This is a genomic window from Brevundimonas sp., from assembly GCF_051860745.1.
Classification (GTDB): Bacteria; Pseudomonadota; Alphaproteobacteria; order Caulobacterales; family Caulobacteraceae; genus Brevundimonas.
Map to the genome: position 1 here is coordinate 101,778 of NZ_JBHYDN010000009.1, position 15,884 is coordinate 117,661.

Genomic DNA, 15,884 nt, shown 5'->3' on the forward strand with positions numbered 1-15,884 from the left:
GGCGCGGAGCGCTATTCGTCGGTGACGAGGACGATCTCATCCGGGGACATTCCCGGCCGAATGCTCATGCCGCGATAGCTGACCTCGACATCGGAGGAGCCGGGATAGTCGGGCGCCGGTGTCAGCCCGACCTCGCGGCAAAACTGGTCCCACTGATCGAAACCCACCGTGACGCACTGCAGGTCGTCACCGTGATAGGCGTCCATCGCATGATCGTCGGCGGGGGGAGAACGCTCCCCCTTCAGATGCCAGGGCAACCCTTGGCCGTGACTGACCTAGATCGGCCAGACCTTGCGCATCTGGCTTCCACGGTCCGGGGACATGACATCACTGGCACGTCCTTTGGCCCGCACACCTTGGGCAAGCCGGATGGCGGCCTCCTCGGCATCCACCTGGTAGTCGAAATTTCCGCGCGCGACTCCCTCGGACATGACGGTCCACCGATCTCCGCTCCTCAACACAAACAGCTCGACGATTTCGCCCGTCACCATTGTCTCCCGGATGCACGCCCCGTTGCTGGCGTCGCTGATGACCGGGAGTATATCGCAGGCTGTCACCCCGGCCAGCCTGAGACTTGGCGGTTCGTTTTGGCCCGCCCGGCCGGCCCGGGCGGGAGGCGGGGCCGACCGACCTCCAATATTTCCTCGCGCCCCTTGATCCTCTAGCGGCTTGAGCATGCATGCTGCTACTGAGACCCAATCTCACGAACAGGATGCCCGATGCCAGCGGCGCTTCGTCTTCTCCTCATCTTCGTCCTTTTGCTGGGCGTCGCGATACCCCAGCGGGCCGCGGCCCAGGAGGCGACGCCCGGGGCGGAGACCGCCTGGCGGCTGCTGGACTACATCGCCGTCGATTACCCCGGCGCCGTCTCCGACGGCCGGGTGATCAGCGAGGCGGAATACGCCGAGATGCGGGAGTTCTCGGCCTCGGTGCGCACCCGGATCGTCGCCCTGCCGGCCCATGAGACCCGGCCCCGGCTCCTCGCCGCGTCGTCCGCCCTGATCTCCGCGATCGAGGCGCGTGAAACGCCGGATACGGTCGCGCGACAGGCGCGGCGCCTCGCCGATGAGCTTCTCGCCGCCTATCCGACGCCGCTCGCGCCGCAGGCGATCCCGGACCTGCCGCGCGGCGCGGCGCTCTATGCCGAACAGTGCGCCGTCTGCCACGGCGCCACCGGCCGCGGCGACGGCCCCGGCGCCGCCGGGCTTGAGCCGCCGGCGATCGCCTTCACCGATCGGGACCGCGCCCGCGAGCGCAGCCTGTTCGGTCTCTATCAGGTGGTCGGACAGGGCCTGGACGGCACCGCCATGGCGAGCTTCGCCCACCTGTCGGCCGAAGATCGATGGGCGCTCGCCTTCTATGTCGGGGGCTTCGCCTATCCCGAGGAAACGGGTGGCGCGGGCGAGCGCGCCTGGCGCGACGATCCCGAGCTGCGCGCCGCCGTGCCGGATCTCGAAGCCCTGACCCAGCTCACGCCTGCGGGGCTCGCGGCCCGACTGGGCGAGCCTCGGGCGAGCGAGGTGGTCGCCTATCTGCGCCGGCATCCCGAGGTTCTCGCGGCCCAGGGGACGGACGGCCTGGACCTGGCCCGCCGCAGGCTCGCCGAGAGCCTGGCGGCCTATCGCGCGGGGGACGCGGGCAAGGCCGAGGAACTGGCGCTTTCGGCCTATCTCGACGGCTTCGAACCCGTGGAGCCGCTGCTGCGGGCCCGCGACGGCAAACTGATGGCCCGGATCGAGGCCGCGATGGGCGAGCTTCGCGCCAGCCTGGGTCGCCGGGCTCCGGCCGACGAGGTGGCGGGGCAGGTCACGGCCCTGAGCGGGCTGTTCGACGAGGCCGGCCGGGCGCTCGCGCCCTCCGAGGCCTCGGCCCTGTCGACCTTCCTCGGGGCCTTCACCATCCTGCTGCGCGAGGGGCTGGAGGCGCTGCTGATCGTGATCGCGATGATCGCCTTCCTGCGCAAGGCCGAGCGCCAGGACGTGCTTCCCTATGTGCATGGCGGCTGGGTCGCCGCCCTCGTCGCGGGGGCCGCCACCTGGGCGGCGGCGACCTGGCTGATCGCCATCAGCGGGGCCAGCCGCGAACTGACCGAAGGCATCGGTTCGCTCGTCTCCGCCGCCGTCCTCCTGTCCGTGGGGGTGTGGATGCACGGCAAGGCCCAGGCCGGCGCTTGGCAGGCCTATATCCGCGACAAGCTGTCGGCGGCCCTGTCGAAGCGGTCGGCCTGGTTCCTGTTCCTGCTGGCCTTCATCGTCGTCTATCGCGAGGTGTTCGAGACCATCCTCTTCTATGCCGCCCTGTGGAGCCAGGGGACCCAGGGCGCCCTGCTCGGCGGCGCCGCGCTGGCGATCGTCTGCCTGGCCCTGGTCGCCTGGGGCCTGCTCGTCTTCAGCAAGCGCCTGCCGATCTCGCAGTTCTTCGCCTACAGCGCGCTGCTGATCGCGGCCCTGGCGGTGATCCTGGCGGGCAAGGGCGTGGCCGGGCTTCAGGAGGCGGGCGTCATGGACGTCCATCCCCTGGCCGCCCTGCCCCGCGTGGAAATCCTCGGCCTCTTCCCGACCTGGGAGGGTCTCGTGGCCCAGCTGCTGGCGCTGACGGTCGTAATCGTTGGCTTCTGGGGGGCCAATCGGAAGGGTCGGGCTCAGGCTCCGCGCTCGTCCGGGCAACGACGCTGATCGACAAGGGCGCGCGGGTCCATGTGGTTGTTCAGGACAAGGCAGGCCAGCTGCGCCAGGACGATGCGGTCGGCGGCGGAGTGGTGCCGCTGATGACCGTCCAAGGCTTGCCGCCGACCGCATCGACCGGGCCTGATCCCCATACCGGACCGGGACATTTGAACTGGCCGTCAAGCGGTCATCTCACCGGGCCGGTCCTGAAATCTGGGCTGAACCCACTCCGCGACGCCCATAGTCGCGGCTAGTAGCTGCCGTCGTTCGGCGCCGGAGACCTTGATTGACGCATCCGTGCGCCGGCGCGCCGCAGGGCCTCGATCTGCCGCTCGACCGTCTCATCAAGCGTGGCAACCAACCGGACCCCGATTTCATCGCGGTGCTGCCAGGCGACATCCGCCAAATGCACGGCGGCGCTCGGCTGGATTTCCAGGCGCAGCCGGCCCGTCACGACGACGCGGGAATTCAGGCGAATCCGCGCGCCGTCCTCGTGCAGGTCGCGAATGATCGCGTCCACGACTTCGTTCCACAGACCGTAAGTAATCCGGCAGCGCAAAACGCACCGCTCTCGTTGAATGGAACGACGGTCGGCGTCGGGTTGCGCGGATTTCGATCCTGTACTCATGGGCCTCAACTTGCCCAGGCGAGCTTTCGAAACCATGAGCGCCGATCGGCTACTCGTCGTGACGTCTCGATCCGGGCTATGACCCACGGCATGACCGCGTCCGTCAAAACCGGCCTGAGAGCGGTGCCCCGAAGCATCTGGGCGATCGGCTTCGTCTCCATGTTCATGGATGTCTCGTCAGAGATGATTCACAGCCTCCTGCCCGTCTTTCTGGTGACCGGCCTGGGTGCGAGCATTGCGCTCGTTGGACTGCTCGAAGGCATCGCCGAAGCCACGGCGTCGATCACCAGGGTCTTCTCCGGCTGGCTCAGCGACCGACTCGGCCACCGCAAGTGGCTGGCGGTGGCGGGCTATGGCTTGGGCGCGCTGACCAAGCCGATCTTTCCGATCGCGGTGACCCCGTTCGAGGTGTTCGGGGCGCGGTTCGCGGACCGCGTCGGCAAGGGCATTCGCGGCGCGCCCCGCGATGCCCTGGTCGCCGACATCGCGCCGCCCGAGATCCGCGGCGCGGCCTTCGGTCTACGTCAATCGCTCGACACCATCGGTGCCTTCGCCGGACCGCTCATCGCGATGGCCCTCATGTTCATTCTCGCGGGGAACATCCGCGCGGTGTTCGCCTGGGCCGTGGTTCCAGCCGCGCTTGCGGTCGCGGTGCTCATCTTCGCGGTCAAGGAGCCCCGTCCCGTCGACGGCGTGCGTCATCCGCGACCGCCGATCCGATGGATCGATGTGCTGGCGATGGGCGGAGCGTTCTGGTCCGTCGTCGCCCTGGGCGTGGTGTTCACCATGGCGAGGTTCAGCGAAGCCTTCCTGGTGTTGAGGGCGCAGGATGTCGGGCTCGCCATCGCTCTAGTGCCCGTGGTGATGGTGGTGATGAATGTCGTCTATTCGGTCGTGGCCGCGCCCGCCGGGAGCCTGTCGGACCGGATTGGTCGACGCTGGCTACTCATCCTGGGCCTCGCGGTTCTGATCGCCGCCGACGTGGTCCTCGCCTTTGTGGCGACTATTCCGGGCGTTCTGATCGGGGTCGCCCTGTGGGGCCTGCACATGGGCCTGACCCAGGGATTGTTGGCGGCTTTGGTCGTGGATACGGCCCCGCCGAATATGCGTGGAACTGCCTTTGGTCTGTTCAATCTCGCCAGCGGCGTGACCTTGCTGGCGGCCAGCGTCGTCGCCGGCTTGCTGTGGTCCCGGATGGGACCGGAGGCGACGTTCCTCGCCGGCGCCGTGTTCGCCCTGCTGGCGACGGCGGGGCTTGTGCTCATGGCATCGCGCCGTCCAGGCGGCGAGAGGGAGGCCCTCTGAGCGGCTTCTTGGCCGTTAGTCGCCCGCCCTCGGCTTAATCGGCATGCCTCCGAAGACCTATCGGAACCCGCCAATCCAGTCCGCCACCTGATCGCGTGATCCCGCCGCCGCGCGTTCAAGGCCGACCTTGCCCAGGATGGCCAGATGCGAGCTGACGGTGGCCGGATGACGGGAGAGGTCCATGCAGATCGAGAGTACCGCCTCGTGCAACTCTCCCTTCTGGCACAGGGCAAACGCGCGGGCCTTGGCCTCATCCACATGCGTACCGGCCGCAGGGTCCGGAAGCGCCCTTGGCTCCGCGATTTCGAGGCCGGGTCGGATGAGATGGTTCGCCCACAGTTCCAGCGCCGCCCGCTTCTCCGGGACATAGGTGTGCCGGTCATAGACGCTGGTGACTGCCGCGCCTTCGTTTGGCGTATGCCCGAGCACCAACCCGACCACGAAACGGCTGACGCCGTAGCGCCCCGTGAGCGTGGTCGCGCCGGACCGCCTGACATCATGGGGTGAGCCGACCGCCAGCTTCCGGCGCGTGCAGGTCCGGGCGAACGCGCGGGTGATGGCGTGCGGGTCCAGATGCTGACCCGGCGATCGGGCGGATGGAAAGAGATAGGGGCTGCCGGGATCGAGGGCCCAGGCGACCTCCAGCACCTCAAGCGCGTCGGCGCCCAGGGGCACGACGTGCTGATGTTTGGCCTTCGCCCGCTCCGACGGAATGGTCCAGATCTTCGCCGCCCGGTCGAACTCCGTCTTCCGGGCGCCGGCGACCTCGTTGCGGCGGGTCAGCGTCAGCATCAACAGCTGGATCGCCAGCCCCATGGCGGGCTCGAGGCGCGCATGAATTCCGGCTGTCTTCTCACCCGGCGCCCGAGGCACGGAGGCTAGGGACGCGGCGTCCCAGAGCGTCCCCAGGCCCGCGTCGTCGAACATGCGCTCGCGCGAGGTGAGCGCCAGCGGCCTGGCCAGCCCGAGCGCGGGATTGGCCTCAATCCGCTCTTCAAGCACGGCGAACCCCAGGACGGCGTGCAGCACCGCGCCGATCGACGCCACGCTGGCGGCCGCCAACCCGCCGTCGGTCACCAGCGTCCGCATGAAGACCTTGATGTCGGCACGCCGGATTTCCGTGAACGGCCGCGTCCCGAGACGCGCCTGGATGTGGTTCCGCCACATCTGACGTTCATTGCTGAGGGTGACCTCTCGCTTCGGCCGGCGGCGTCCCCCGTGGAGCCCCACCGTCGCCGCCTGCCAATAAGCCTCGGCGAGTTCGTCGAGGGTTTCTCCGGTTCGCGCCCGTTCACGGGCGGCGGTCTTTTCCGCGACGGGATCCCCGCCGTCCACGACCGCGATCCGTAATCCGGCGACCTTCGACCGGGCTTCGGCGAGAGACAGATCGGGATAGGCGCCCAGGCAAAGACGCCGCCTCGTCCCGTTCGCCGCGACATAGCGGAATTCAAACTGCCTCAGCCCGGTAGGGAAGACGCGAACCCCCAGTCCTCGGCTCCCGCCGACGCCGATCTCGTAGACCTTGTCAGCGGACTTCAAGCCCGCGACCTGACGATCCGTGTTAAGCTGAAGGCGGGCCACAACGCGCTCTCCTCGCGCCTGCGCTGCAAATCAAACGCCGCCCAAACTAGCATTTCCTGGGGCGCTAGTGGGGCGCCAGATGCAGAATTCTGTGAAAAAGCAAGAAAAGCACTGAAAAATTAAAATGCGTCATTTCAAATATTTGTCGACTTATGCACAGTCCTGAAATGCCCTGAAATGGCTTTGAGGCCCTTCACACCGAGGGGGTCACAGGTTCAATCCCTGTCGCATCCACCATTTCTGTCGGAGGCCAGACGCCGACGGTTCAGGGGCCGCCTCACCCTCCGCGCAACGACGTGAGCCCTCAGGCCGATGTCGCGTTGGCGTCGCCGACCAGATGCCAGCCGCCGGGCGGCAGCATATTGGCGAGGAAGGACGGGCGGTGTCCGCGCAGCACGACCCGAAGCGCCCGCCGTCCAGCCCGATCAACAATCTCGTATTTCGCCTCATAGGCCGGGGCGTCCGGCCACTGGAGCATCTCGGCGGTGACGAAGGCGGCTGCGCGCATTCGGGCGGCGGCTGCGTCCGAAGCCGGATCCAGCGCCTCTGCGCCCGCCACGGCGGCGCCGTCGGCGATGGTCTGCAGCCGGTCCTGCGAGCGATTGACCGCCATAAGGTCTATTCCACCCACGGCCAGCAGGAAGACCGCCGGGCCCAGGAACGCAAATTTCAGCGCGATCGACCAACTCGACGCGCGCAGGAACCGTTCGATCCCCGTCATGGCGTGACCGTCGGGGCGGAGATGGCCCGGTTCGGAATGATGGAGAAGCAGCTCACAACATTTTCCAGTGGGGCCGGACACGGCCCGCAGGTGCATTGAATGAGCCCCAAGTCTTACAGCAAGAGCCTTAATCGACCGTGTCGGCGATCAGGGTTCGGCCTGCAGTTCCTGCACGACCACGCCTTTGTCGGACAGGTATTTCGAACCAATATAGGCGGTCGCCAGCCACAGGGCGGACCACAGGGTCCAGGCCACGGTGGCGGACTCCAGGCTGATGTTGACGTCCTGGGCCGTCCTGAACTGGCTGATGGCGCCGACCGCTGCTGCGGCGGCGGCGGACGCCAGCACCACGATCCGTGACCATGGTTGCGCCACAAGCAGGGCAATCCCGCCAATCGTCAGCAGGACCGCCGAAATCACCCACGGCAGCTCCTGCCGGTTCAGGCCGAAGGCGGCGTTGAACAGGGCGTAGATCAGAAGGGTTGAGCCGGCGGCGCGAAGCACGAACATGGGGAATGCCTGTGTGAACCCGTCCAGTATCCGCCCCGCAGCTCTCCAATTGGTAAAGCTGACGATCGTCCTGTGAAGGGCCTGGCCTCAATTTAGCGCCTTTCACCATTCCGCCGTTATTTCCCCTCATACGCCGCCGTCCGCCGCCTTCCGCGCCGACCGTTCGCGCGCTGATTCGTGCTATTGGACCGCCCCATGCCCTTCCCCGCCAGTCATCCCGCGCTTGACCGCGCCCTTTCCGAACGCGGCTATGCCGAGCCCACGCCGGTGCAATCCGCCGTGCTGGAGGCCGAACAGGGGCGCGATCTGCTGGTCTCGGCCCAGACCGGTTCGGGCAAGACCGTCGCCTTCGGCCTGGCGCTCGCCCCCACCCTGCTGGGCGAGGCGGAGAAATTCGCCGAGTTCGGCGCGCCGGTGGCCCTGGTCATCGCCCCGACCCGCGAATTGGCCCTGCAGGTCTCCAACGAATTGCAGTGGCTCTACGCCCAGACCGGGGCGCGCATCGTCTCCTGCGTTGGCGGCATGGACCCCAAGGTCGAGCGCCAGGCGCTGAATCGCGGCTGTCACATGGTCGTCGGCACGCCCGGCCGCCTGCGCGACCACCTCGAACGCGGGTCGCTGGACCTGACGACGCTCAAGGCCGTGGTGCTGGATGAAGCCGACGAGATGCTGGACATGGGCTTCCACGAGGACCTGACCTTCATCCTCGAGACCGCCCCGGCCGAACGCCGCACCCTGATGTTCTCGGCCACGCTTGCGCGCGACATCGTGCAACTGGCCAAGACCTATCAACGCGACGCCCTGCGGATCGACACCGTCGCCGGCAACGCCTCGCACGCCGACATCGAATACAAGGCCATCCGGGTCGCACCCAACGAGGTCGAGCTCGCGGTGGTCAATGTCCTCCGATACTTCGAGGCCCCGGGCGCACTGGTCTTCGCCAATACGCGGGAGCGGGTGAAACACCTGACTTCGAGCCTGCGCGAGCGCGGCTTCTCGGTCGTCGGCCTGTCCGGCGAACTGACGCAGAGCCAGCGTTCGGAGGCCCTGCAGGCCCTGCGCGACGGCCACGCCCGCGTCTGCGTCGCCACCGACGTTGCGGCGCGCGGTCTGGACCTGCCTGATCTCGGTCTGGTCATCCACGCCGAGATCCCGGTCAACAAGGCCGGCCTGCTGCACCGCTCGGGTCGGACGGGCCGCGCCGGCAAGAAGGGCGTCTCGGTCCTGCTGGTCAGCTATACGCGCCGCCGCAAGGTCGAGCTTATGCTGCAGTCGGCCTCGATCAAGGCTGAATGGTCGGGCCCGCCCTCGGCGGAGATGATCCTGGAGAACGACCGCAAGCGCATGCTGGCCGACCCGGTCCTGACCGCCGCCGTCGAGGACGAGGACATGCTGGCCCTCGGCCGCCAGTTGCTTGAGAAGAGCACGCCGGAACAGGTCGCGGCCGCGCTGATCCGTCTGTACCAGCAGAAGCTGCCCGCGCCGGAAGACGTCTATGACGACGACCGGATGAAACGTCAGCAGGAGACCGGCAAGAACGACAAAGGGCAGGCCGACGTTCCGTACACGGACTTCGCCCGCGGTGGGGACATGACCTGGTACCGGATCAATATCGGCCGCGACAAGAACGCCGATCCGAAATGGCTGATGCCGACGATCTGCCGCCTCGGCCATGTGACCAAGCGCGACATCGGCTCGATCAAGATCTTCGAGCGCGAGACCAAGTTCGAGATCACCCAGGAGATGCGGGCCAAGTTCGAGGCCGCCATCGCTCTGGGCCTCGAGGATGGCGTCAAGATCGACCCGGCCATCAAGCCGGGCCCGTCCGAGAAGCCGGTCAGCCGTTGGGACAAGAAGCCCGCGGGGGGCGATCGTCCCGACAAGAAGCCGTGGAAGGCCCGCGAGGAAGGCGGCGACAAGCCGGTCTGGAAACCGCGCGAGGACCGACCCGAAGGCGCGAAGAAGCCCTGGGTCAAGCGCGACGACGCCGCGCCTGCCGCTGAAGGCAAGAAACCGTGGGTCAAGCGCGAGGAGTCCGGCGACAAGCCCGCCTGGAAGGCCCGCGAGGATCGTCCGCAGGGCGAGAAGAAGCCCTGGGTGAAACGCGACGACGCCGCCGCCACGCCCGTCGCCGAGGGCAAGAAGCCCTGGGTCAAGCGCACGCCGAACGATCCGACGCCGGAGGGCAAGAAGCCCTGGGTCAAGAAGCCCACCGCCGAAGGTAAGACGCCGTGGACGCCGCGCTCCGACGCCGAGTCTGCGCCCGCCGCCGGCGGCGACAAGGCGTGGAAAGGCAAGCCCCACGGGAAGCCGCAAGGCGGCGATCGTCCGTGGGCGGCGAAGGACGCCCGCGGCAAGCCCGCGGCGCCCCGGGCGCCATACAAGGGCAAGACGCCCCGTTGAGCCCTGCCCCCGCGGCTCTCCACGCTGAGGATTGATCCGCTCCTGTAACCGTTTACGGTGACCGCAAAACCCGGCCTCGAGCAGCGCGACGCGCAGTAGGCCAACAAAGAAGCTGCGGGCAGGAAACATATGGCGGACGTCCGGCTGACCGGCGTGACCAAGAGCTTCGGGACGACCGAGGTGCTGAAGGGCATCGACCTGGAGATCGCCGACGGCGAGTTCGTGGTCTTCGTCGGCCCGTCGGGCTGCGGCAAGTCCACCCTGCTGCGCACCATCGCGGGTCTGGAAGAGGCGACCGGCGGCGACATCGCCATCGGCGGCAAGGTCGTCAACGACCTGGGCCCGTCCGACCGGGGCATCGCCATGGTGTTCCAGTCCTACGCCCTCTATCCGCACATGAGCGTCTACGAGAACATGGCCTTCGGCCTGAAGCTGGCCAGGGCCGACAAGGCCGAGATCGACCGGCGGGTGCGCGGCGCGGCCGGGACGCTGAACATCACCGACCTTCTCGACCGCAAGCCCAAGGCCCTGTCCGGCGGTCAGCGGCAACGCGTCGCCATTGGCCGGGCCATCGTCCGGGAGCCGCAGGTCTTCCTGTTCGACGAGCCCCTGTCCAACCTCGACGCCGCCCTGCGGGTGCGGATGCGCTACGAGTTCGCCAGCCTGCATGAGCGGCTGAAGACGACCATGGTCTATGTCACCCACGACCAGGTCGAGGCGATGACCCTGGCGGACCGGATTGTGGTGCTGAACGCGGGCCGGATCGAACAGGTCGGCAAGCCGATGGATCTGTACGAGCGACCCCGCAACCTGTTCGTGGCCGAGTTCATCGGCAGTCCGAAGATGAACCTGCTGCCCGCCGAGATCGTCTCCGCGACGGCCACGGGCGCGACGGTGCGCACCGCGGCGGGCGAGACGCTGAAGGTGGCGGTCAGCGCCGCCCGCGCCAAGGTCGGCGACAAGGTCACGCTCGGCGTCCGGCCCGAGCATCTGACGACGGCGGGCAAGGGCGACGCGGTCTCGGCCAGGGTCGTCTTCGTCGAGACCCTCGGGCACGCCACCTATGCCTACCTGACGGCAGGCGAGGAGCCGGTGACGGTGCTGCTGCCCGGCGATGTGCGGCCCTTGGCCGGCGAGACGCTGAGCCTGCGGGTTCCGGCGGACCAGGCGCATCTGTTCGACGCGGCCGGCGAAGCGTTCGCACGGCTTTAGGCGCCGCATATTGCATCGCACAAGCGGGTCGCCATAGATGGCGGGATGCCCGCACCGGCCACACTCACTGTCGACCTGAATGCGCTCGCCGCCAACTTCCGTACACTGGAGGCGGCCGGCGGCGCGCCCGTGCATCCGGTGGTCAAGGCCGACAGCTATGGGCTCGGCGCCGCCGCCTGCGCAGCGCGGCTTATGGTCGAGGGGGCGCGGACCTTCTTTGTGGCCCGGACCAGCGAGGGCGAGCGGCTGCGCGCGGCCCTCGGCCCCGAACCCGCCATCTATGTGCTGGACGGCTGCCTGACGGGACGGGCGGCGCGGCTGAGGGCTGCGAGGCTGAAGCCTGTGCTGAACACCGCGGCCCAGTCGGCCGAATGGCGGACCGCGGGGGGCGGCCCGTGCGGCCTGCAGATCGACACCGGGATGAATCGGCTGGGCTTCCGCGTCGGGGAAGCGCCGGAGCCGTTCGAGGGACTCGATCTGGTGCTGAGTCACCTGGCCTGCGCCGACGATCCCGCCGAGCCCATGAACGCGCGGCAACGGGACGCCTTCGCGGCGGCGGCGGCGCGCTATCCGGGGACGGTTCGGTCGTTCGCCAATTCGGGCGGGGCCTTCCTGGGTCGCGACTACGCCTTTGACGCACTGAGGCCGGGCATATCCCTGTACGGCGGCGGGCCCGAAGGGCGGCCGGACCCCCGCATCCGGCCTGTGGCGACGCTGGCGGCCGAGGTGGTGCAGGTGCGCGAGGTTCCGTCGGGCGAGAGCGTCGGCTATTCGCGCGGCTTTGTGACGAGCGGGCCGACCCGGATCGCGACCTGCGCCACGGGCTATGCGGACGGCGTCTTGCGGGCCTACAGCCCGAATGGGCTGGTCTGCGTCGCCGGTCAGCCGCGGCCGATCGTGGGACGAGTGTCGATGGACGTCTGCGCCGTAGATATCACCGGGCTGGAGGTCGCTGTCGGCGACACAGTCGAGCTGTTCGGCCCGAACCGGATGCTGGACGACGCGGCGGACGCGGCCGGAACCATCGCCTATGAGCTGCTGACGTCCGTCAGCGCACGGGTGCCTCGGGTCTATGTCAGCTAGCTGACTCAGCGCGCGTCCCGCACCACCGCCCCGCCCTTGATGACTACGGGCACCGTCTCCAGCATCCGCACATCGGCGAGCGGGTCGCCTGACACCGCGATCAGGTCGCCGTAGCGGCCGGCCACGATAGCCCCGACGTCGCGCTCACGACCGAGGGCCTGGGCGGCGTTCCAGGTGGCGGCGCGGATCGCCTCGGCCGGGGTCATGCCGTATTCGACCATAATCGCGAACTGCCGGGCGTTCTGGCCGTGCGGATAGATGGCCGCGTCAGAGCCGAACACCATCCGGGCGCCGGCGCGGTGTGCGGCGCGAAAATTGTCGCGTTGCAGCTGGCCGATCTCGCGATCCTTGCGCAGATTGTCTTCCGTCGTGCCGAACTCGGTGCCCGCGGCCTGGGTGAAGTCGGTGTTGTAGATGTCCATCGACAGCCAGGTCCCGTGCTGGACCGCCAGACGAATGCCCTCGGCGTCGATCAGCGACGCGTGTTCGATCGTGTCGATGCCGGCGCGAATGGCGTCGGCAATGCCCGAGGCGCCGTGGGCGTGGGCCGCGACCCTGAGGCCCCACATATGCGCCTCGTCGGCCACGGCGGTCAGTTCGGCCAGGGTCATCTGCTGCTGGCCCGGCTCGGTGTTGCGCGAGAAGACGCCGCCGGTGGCGCAGACCTTGATCACCTGGGCGCCGTATTTGCGCACCTCGCGCACCGCGTGGCGGGCCGCCTCGACCCCGTCGGCGTTGAAGGGATTGGCCCGGGCGAAGGAGCGCGGCAGGCCGGTATGATCACAATGGCCGCCGGTAGCCCCGAACGAAGCGCCCGCGGGGATGACCCGTGGCCCCTCGACAAAGCCGCCGTCGATGGCCTGACGCAGGGCGACATCGGCGAAGTCGGGTCCGCCCAGGTTCCGCACCGTGGTGAAGCCGGCCATCAGGTTGGCGCGCGCATGGGCGACCTGGAGGACGGTTCCGAAGTCGTCGGCATAGTCCAGCTCATTCCAGCCGGAGACATAGGGCGTCGAGGCCAGATGGACGTGCATGTCGATCAGGCCCGGCAGCAGGGTCAGGCCCGACAGGTCGAGCCGGCGCGCGTCGGCGGGCAGGTCAGCGGGCACGGCGGTCCCGACCGCGGTGATCCGGCCGTCGGTGACCACGACCACGGGATTGTCGACATAGCGGCCGCGCTCGACATCGACCATGCGGGCGGCGGTGACGACGAGGGTGTCGGCCAGGGCGGGCGTCGCGAATGCGAGCGCGAGGGCGACGGCGGCGGCCAGACGATGCAGCATGATGGTTCTCCTGAGGCGGCGAAGCTTGCATGGCGAGGCTTGCGGGGCAATGACGCAACCGTCGGCGCCGCTCGCGCGATCGCGGTCGGATGGGGAAGGCGTGCGGAGCGCCGGGCCCGCGCCCGGAGTTCTTTGTGGTTTACCGTTTCGACGCAGACAGACGCTCCGCGCGGAGATTGATCGGAAGCTTGCGTCCGGTGGCGGTTTTATCGCCTTACCGCAGCGCCTCCGGCGGGCGGGCCGTGCTTGCGACACGGTCCCCGGACCGGGCGAGTATCCCCCTCGCCCCTGACATCCGTTTGGTTATCAGACCCCGGGCGTTGGCTGCCTTGCTCTGGCAGCCGGGAACCGGGCCCCCGCTTCTCCACATCCCGCCGCCAAAGGACGCAAGGCCTCTGCGCCTCCCCTGCGACGGAACGGGGGGAGTCTAGGAGGGGCTGTTCCTATGGCGGGATAGGGACGCTGAAAATTTTGAAAGACGTTCGGAGTCAGTGGCTTGGCGGGGCGGGATATGCTGACAATCGGCGGATTGTGAGCGGTGCGAACTGCCCCAAACCGCTATCGTCATTCCGGGCGGAGGCGAGCAAAGCGAGCCGCAGACCCGGAACCCAGCGGCGCCGAAGGCGAAATGGTCCAGCCGCCGGTGTCCGCGACAGGTTCGCGCTATCGCGCGCCGCTGGGTTCCGGGTCTCGCTGCGCTCGCCCGGAATGACGATAGCGGTAGGGTGCTCCCCCTACCCGCCCCGCCCGCCGTGCTTCGCATACTCCAACCGCGCCACCGTCCGATTGTGGACCTCGTCCGGCCCGTCGGCGATGCGCAGGGTGCGGACCATGGCGTACATCTCGGCCAGGGGGGTGTCAGCCGAGACCCCGGCGCCGCCGAAGGCCTGGATGGCGTCGTCGATGACCTGAAGCGCCATGCGCGGCGCGGCGACCTTGATCTGGGCGATCTCGGACTTGGCGTTTTTCGCGCCGGCCTCGTCCATCATCCAGGCGGCCTTGAGCACCAGCAGGCGGCACATCTCGATATTGGTGCGGGCCTCGCCGACCCGCTGTTCCCAGACCGAATGTTCGGCCAGCTTCTTGCGGAAGGCAGTGCGCGACAACAGGCGCTGGACCATCAGCTCCAGCGACCGTTCGGCGATGCCGATGACGCGCATGCAGTGGTGGATGCGGCCGGGGCCGAGGCGGCCCTGGGCGATCTCGAACCCCCGCCCCTCGCCGGCGATCAGGTTTTCGACCGGGACGCGGACGTTCTCCAGCACCACCTCGGCGTGGCCGATCGGCAGCTCGTCATAGCCGAACACCGACAGCATCCGCTCGACGCGGAAGCCGGGCGCATCGACGGGGACGATAATCTGCGACTGCTGGGTGTGGACCGAGGCGTCGGGGTCGGTCTTGCCCATGACGATGGTCATGGCGACGTTCGGGTGAGCCATGTTGGTCGACCACCATTTGCGGCCGTTGATCACATAGTGGTCGCCGTCGCGCTCGATCCGGGTCTGGATGTTGGTGGCGTCCGAGGAGGCGACCTCGGGCTCGGTCATCAGGAAGGCCGAGCGGATATCGCCGGCCATCAGGGGTTTGAGCCATTTCGCCTGCTGCTCGGCGTTCCCGTACATATGGAGGACTTCCATATTGCCGGTGTCGGGGGCGTTGCAGTTGAACACCTCGGCCGACCACAGGTGGCGGCCCATCAATTCGGCCAGCGGAGCATATTCGAGATTGTTCAGACCGGCGCCGTGATCGCCGGGCAGGAACATGTTCCACAGGCCGGCCTCGCGGGCCTTCGCCTTCATCTCCTCCATGGCCGGAGGCTGGCGCGTGTGATCTTCACGGACCTGGGCCCGGTATTCCTCCTCGCGCGGCAGCACATGGTCGTCGAGGAAGCGCTTGACCCGCTCCTGCCAGTGCAGGGCCCTGTCGCTGTGCCGGAATTCCATGGTCGTGCTCCGATACGAAAACGGCGCGGCCCCATAAGGAGCCGCGCCGCGGAAATCAGTTCGCGGTCACGCGCCTCAGCGCTTCAGCAGCGGGGCCAGCTTCTGGGCGATCATCATGTCGCCCGCGATCTTCAGCTTGCCTTGCATGAAGGCCATCATCGGATCCAGCTGGCCAGCCGACAGCGCCATGAAGTCGTCCCAGCCGATTGAGACGGTGGCGTCGGCGGGCTTGTCCTCGTTGGTCACCGTATTGGGCACCGAGGCGCCGTCGATATAGATCTTGCCAACATCGCCCAGATCGATCTTCACGGTCTTGCCCAGACCGGAGTTGTCGCCCACGGCGCCGCGGATGTGTTCGGTGACTTGAGCCAGATCGGCCATGAGCGCTTCTCCCGTAAAGCTCGATCACCGGTCGGCCGGTGATCGGATTGAGGCATCGACCTAGACCGCGTCCGGGCGGCTGCCAAGGTCACGTGGGGTCAAGTTGGCGAGACATTCTGTCCGGGAGGCGCACTTCGCGGCGAAATATCGCGGCGGCGGAGCGAGTTT

14 protein-coding genes are annotated in these 15,884 nt (G+C 68.1%); 5 read left to right on the forward strand and 9 right to left on the reverse strand.

Annotated features, from left to right (window positions below; translation table 11 throughout):
- Nucleotides 1-11: 11 nt before the first annotated feature.
- Both ACTIEW_RS11245 and ACTIEW_RS11250 read right to left on the reverse strand, forming a co-directional pair.
- Nucleotides 12-206, reverse strand: coding sequence for a hypothetical protein (locus tag ACTIEW_RS11245; RefSeq protein WP_439477992.1), 195 nt, complete (start codon nt 204-206; stop codon nt 12-14).
- Between the two features lie 69 nt (nt 207-275).
- Nucleotides 276-488, reverse strand: a complete 213-nt coding sequence (locus tag ACTIEW_RS11250) for a hypothetical protein (protein WP_439477993.1) — start codon at nt 486-488, stop codon at nt 276-278.
- A gap of 231 nt (nt 489-719) precedes the next feature.
- Between ACTIEW_RS11250 and ACTIEW_RS11255 the strand changes: the two genes are divergently transcribed.
- Nucleotides 720-2,675 (forward strand): FTR1 family protein, encoded by a 1,956-nt coding sequence (locus ACTIEW_RS11255; protein ID WP_439477994.1) that lies wholly within the window; start codon nt 720-722, stop codon nt 2,673-2,675.
- Between the two features lie 241 nt (nt 2,676-2,916).
- Here ACTIEW_RS11255 and ACTIEW_RS11260 read toward each other — a convergent pair whose 3' ends face one another.
- Complete coding sequence (locus ACTIEW_RS11260) at nt 2,917-3,330, reverse strand: PilZ domain-containing protein (RefSeq protein ID WP_439477995.1); 414 nt, start codon at nt 3,328-3,330, stop codon at nt 2,917-2,919.
- Between the two features lie 147 nt (nt 3,331-3,477).
- Here ACTIEW_RS11260 and ACTIEW_RS11265 point away from each other — a divergent pair, with 147 nt between their 5' ends.
- Nucleotides 3,478-4,599 carry an MFS transporter gene (locus tag ACTIEW_RS11265; protein ID WP_439478031.1) on the forward strand — a complete coding sequence of 374 codons (1,122 nt, stop codon included), beginning with the start codon at nt 3,478-3,480 and terminating at the stop codon, nt 4,597-4,599.
- A gap of 57 nt (nt 4,600-4,656) precedes the next feature.
- Here the strand turns inward: ACTIEW_RS11265 and ACTIEW_RS11270 are convergent, their stop codons facing one another.
- From ACTIEW_RS11270 to ACTIEW_RS11280, 3 genes are all read right to left on the reverse strand, one after another.
- Entirely contained in the window at nt 4,657-6,180 is a 1,524-nt protein-coding gene (locus ACTIEW_RS11270) for a tyrosine-type recombinase/integrase (protein ID WP_439477996.1), read from the reverse strand.
- A 304-nt stretch (nt 6,181-6,484) separates the two neighbouring features.
- Nucleotides 6,485-6,901, reverse strand: coding sequence for a hypothetical protein (locus ACTIEW_RS11275; protein ID WP_439477997.1), 417 nt, complete (start codon nt 6,899-6,901; stop codon nt 6,485-6,487).
- A gap of 147 nt (nt 6,902-7,048) precedes the next feature.
- A complete protein-coding gene (locus ACTIEW_RS11280; protein WP_439477998.1) occupies nt 7,049-7,411 on the reverse strand; it encodes a hypothetical protein in 363 nt (120 codons plus the stop codon).
- A 195-nt stretch (nt 7,412-7,606) separates the two neighbouring features.
- Between ACTIEW_RS11280 and ACTIEW_RS11285 the strand changes: the two genes are divergently transcribed.
- From ACTIEW_RS11285 to alr, 3 genes are all read left to right on the forward strand, one after another.
- Nucleotides 7,607-9,814 carry a DEAD/DEAH box helicase gene (locus ACTIEW_RS11285; protein ID WP_439477999.1) on the forward strand — a complete coding sequence of 736 codons (2,208 nt, stop codon included), beginning with the start codon at nt 7,607-7,609 and terminating at the stop codon, nt 9,812-9,814.
- Between the two features lie 129 nt (nt 9,815-9,943).
- On the forward strand, nt 9,944-11,026 hold the full coding sequence (locus tag ACTIEW_RS11290; RefSeq protein WP_439478000.1) for an ABC transporter ATP-binding protein: 1,083 nt from the start codon (nt 9,944-9,946) through the stop codon (nt 11,024-11,026).
- Between the two features lie 45 nt (nt 11,027-11,071).
- Nucleotides 11,072-12,109 (forward strand): alanine racemase, encoded by a 1,038-nt coding sequence (gene alr, locus ACTIEW_RS11295; protein ID WP_439478001.1) that lies wholly within the window; start codon nt 11,072-11,074, stop codon nt 12,107-12,109.
- 5 nt (nt 12,110-12,114) lie between these two features.
- On the opposite strand, the gene ACTIEW_RS11300 is transcribed toward alr, so the two are convergent.
- From ACTIEW_RS11300 to ACTIEW_RS11310, 3 genes are all read right to left on the reverse strand, one after another.
- Complete coding sequence (locus ACTIEW_RS11300; RefSeq protein ID WP_439478002.1) at nt 12,115-13,392, reverse strand: Xaa-Pro dipeptidase; 1,278 nt, start codon at nt 13,390-13,392, stop codon at nt 12,115-12,117.
- A 734-nt stretch (nt 13,393-14,126) separates the two neighbouring features.
- Nucleotides 14,127-15,335 carry an acyl-CoA dehydrogenase family protein gene (locus ACTIEW_RS11305; protein WP_439478003.1) on the reverse strand — a complete coding sequence of 403 codons (1,209 nt, stop codon included), beginning with the start codon at nt 15,333-15,335 and terminating at the stop codon, nt 14,127-14,129.
- 75 nt (nt 15,336-15,410) lie between these two features.
- Nucleotides 15,411-15,716 carry an SCP2 sterol-binding domain-containing protein gene (locus tag ACTIEW_RS11310; RefSeq protein WP_439478004.1) on the reverse strand — a complete coding sequence of 102 codons (306 nt, stop codon included), beginning with the start codon at nt 15,714-15,716 and terminating at the stop codon, nt 15,411-15,413.
- Nucleotides 15,717-15,884: the final 168 nt, after the last annotated feature.

What these genes read in the sequence shown, in the direction of transcription:
- ACTIEW_RS11245 (WP_439477992.1), bottom strand. Translation starts at nt 206, where the DNA reads ATGGACGCCTATCACGGTGACGACCTGCAGTGCGTCACGGTGGGTTTC.
- ACTIEW_RS11255 (WP_439477994.1), top strand. Translation starts at nt 720, where the DNA reads ATGCCAGCGGCGCTTCGTCTTCTCCTCATCTTCGTCCTTTTGCTGGGC.
- ACTIEW_RS11260 (WP_439477995.1), bottom strand. Translation starts at nt 3,330, where the DNA reads ATGGTTTCGAAAGCTCGCCTGGGCAAGTTGAGGCCCATGAGTACAGGA.
- ACTIEW_RS11265 (WP_439478031.1), top strand. Translation starts at nt 3,478, where the DNA reads ATGATTCACAGCCTCCTGCCCGTCTTTCTGGTGACCGGCCTGGGTGCG.
- ACTIEW_RS11275 (WP_439477997.1), bottom strand. Translation starts at nt 6,901, where the DNA reads ATGACGGGGATCGAACGGTTCCTGCGCGCGTCGAGTTGGTCGATCGCG.
- ACTIEW_RS11280 (WP_439477998.1), bottom strand. Translation starts at nt 7,411, where the DNA reads ATGTTCGTGCTTCGCGCCGCCGGCTCAACCCTTCTGATCTACGCCCTG.
- ACTIEW_RS11285 (WP_439477999.1), top strand. Translation starts at nt 7,607, where the DNA reads ATGCCCTTCCCCGCCAGTCATCCCGCGCTTGACCGCGCCCTTTCCGAA.
- ACTIEW_RS11290 (WP_439478000.1), top strand. Translation starts at nt 9,944, where the DNA reads ATGGCGGACGTCCGGCTGACCGGCGTGACCAAGAGCTTCGGGACGACC.
- alr (WP_439478001.1), top strand. Translation starts at nt 11,072, where the DNA reads ATGCCCGCACCGGCCACACTCACTGTCGACCTGAATGCGCTCGCCGCC.
- ACTIEW_RS11300 (WP_439478002.1), bottom strand. Translation starts at nt 13,392, where the DNA reads ATGCTGCATCGTCTGGCCGCCGCCGTCGCCCTCGCGCTCGCATTCGCG.
- ACTIEW_RS11305 (WP_439478003.1), bottom strand. Translation starts at nt 15,335, where the DNA reads ATGGAATTCCGGCACAGCGACAGGGCCCTGCACTGGCAGGAGCGGGTC.
- ACTIEW_RS11310 (WP_439478004.1), bottom strand. Translation starts at nt 15,716, where the DNA reads ATGGCCGATCTGGCTCAAGTCACCGAACACATCCGCGGCGCCGTGGGC.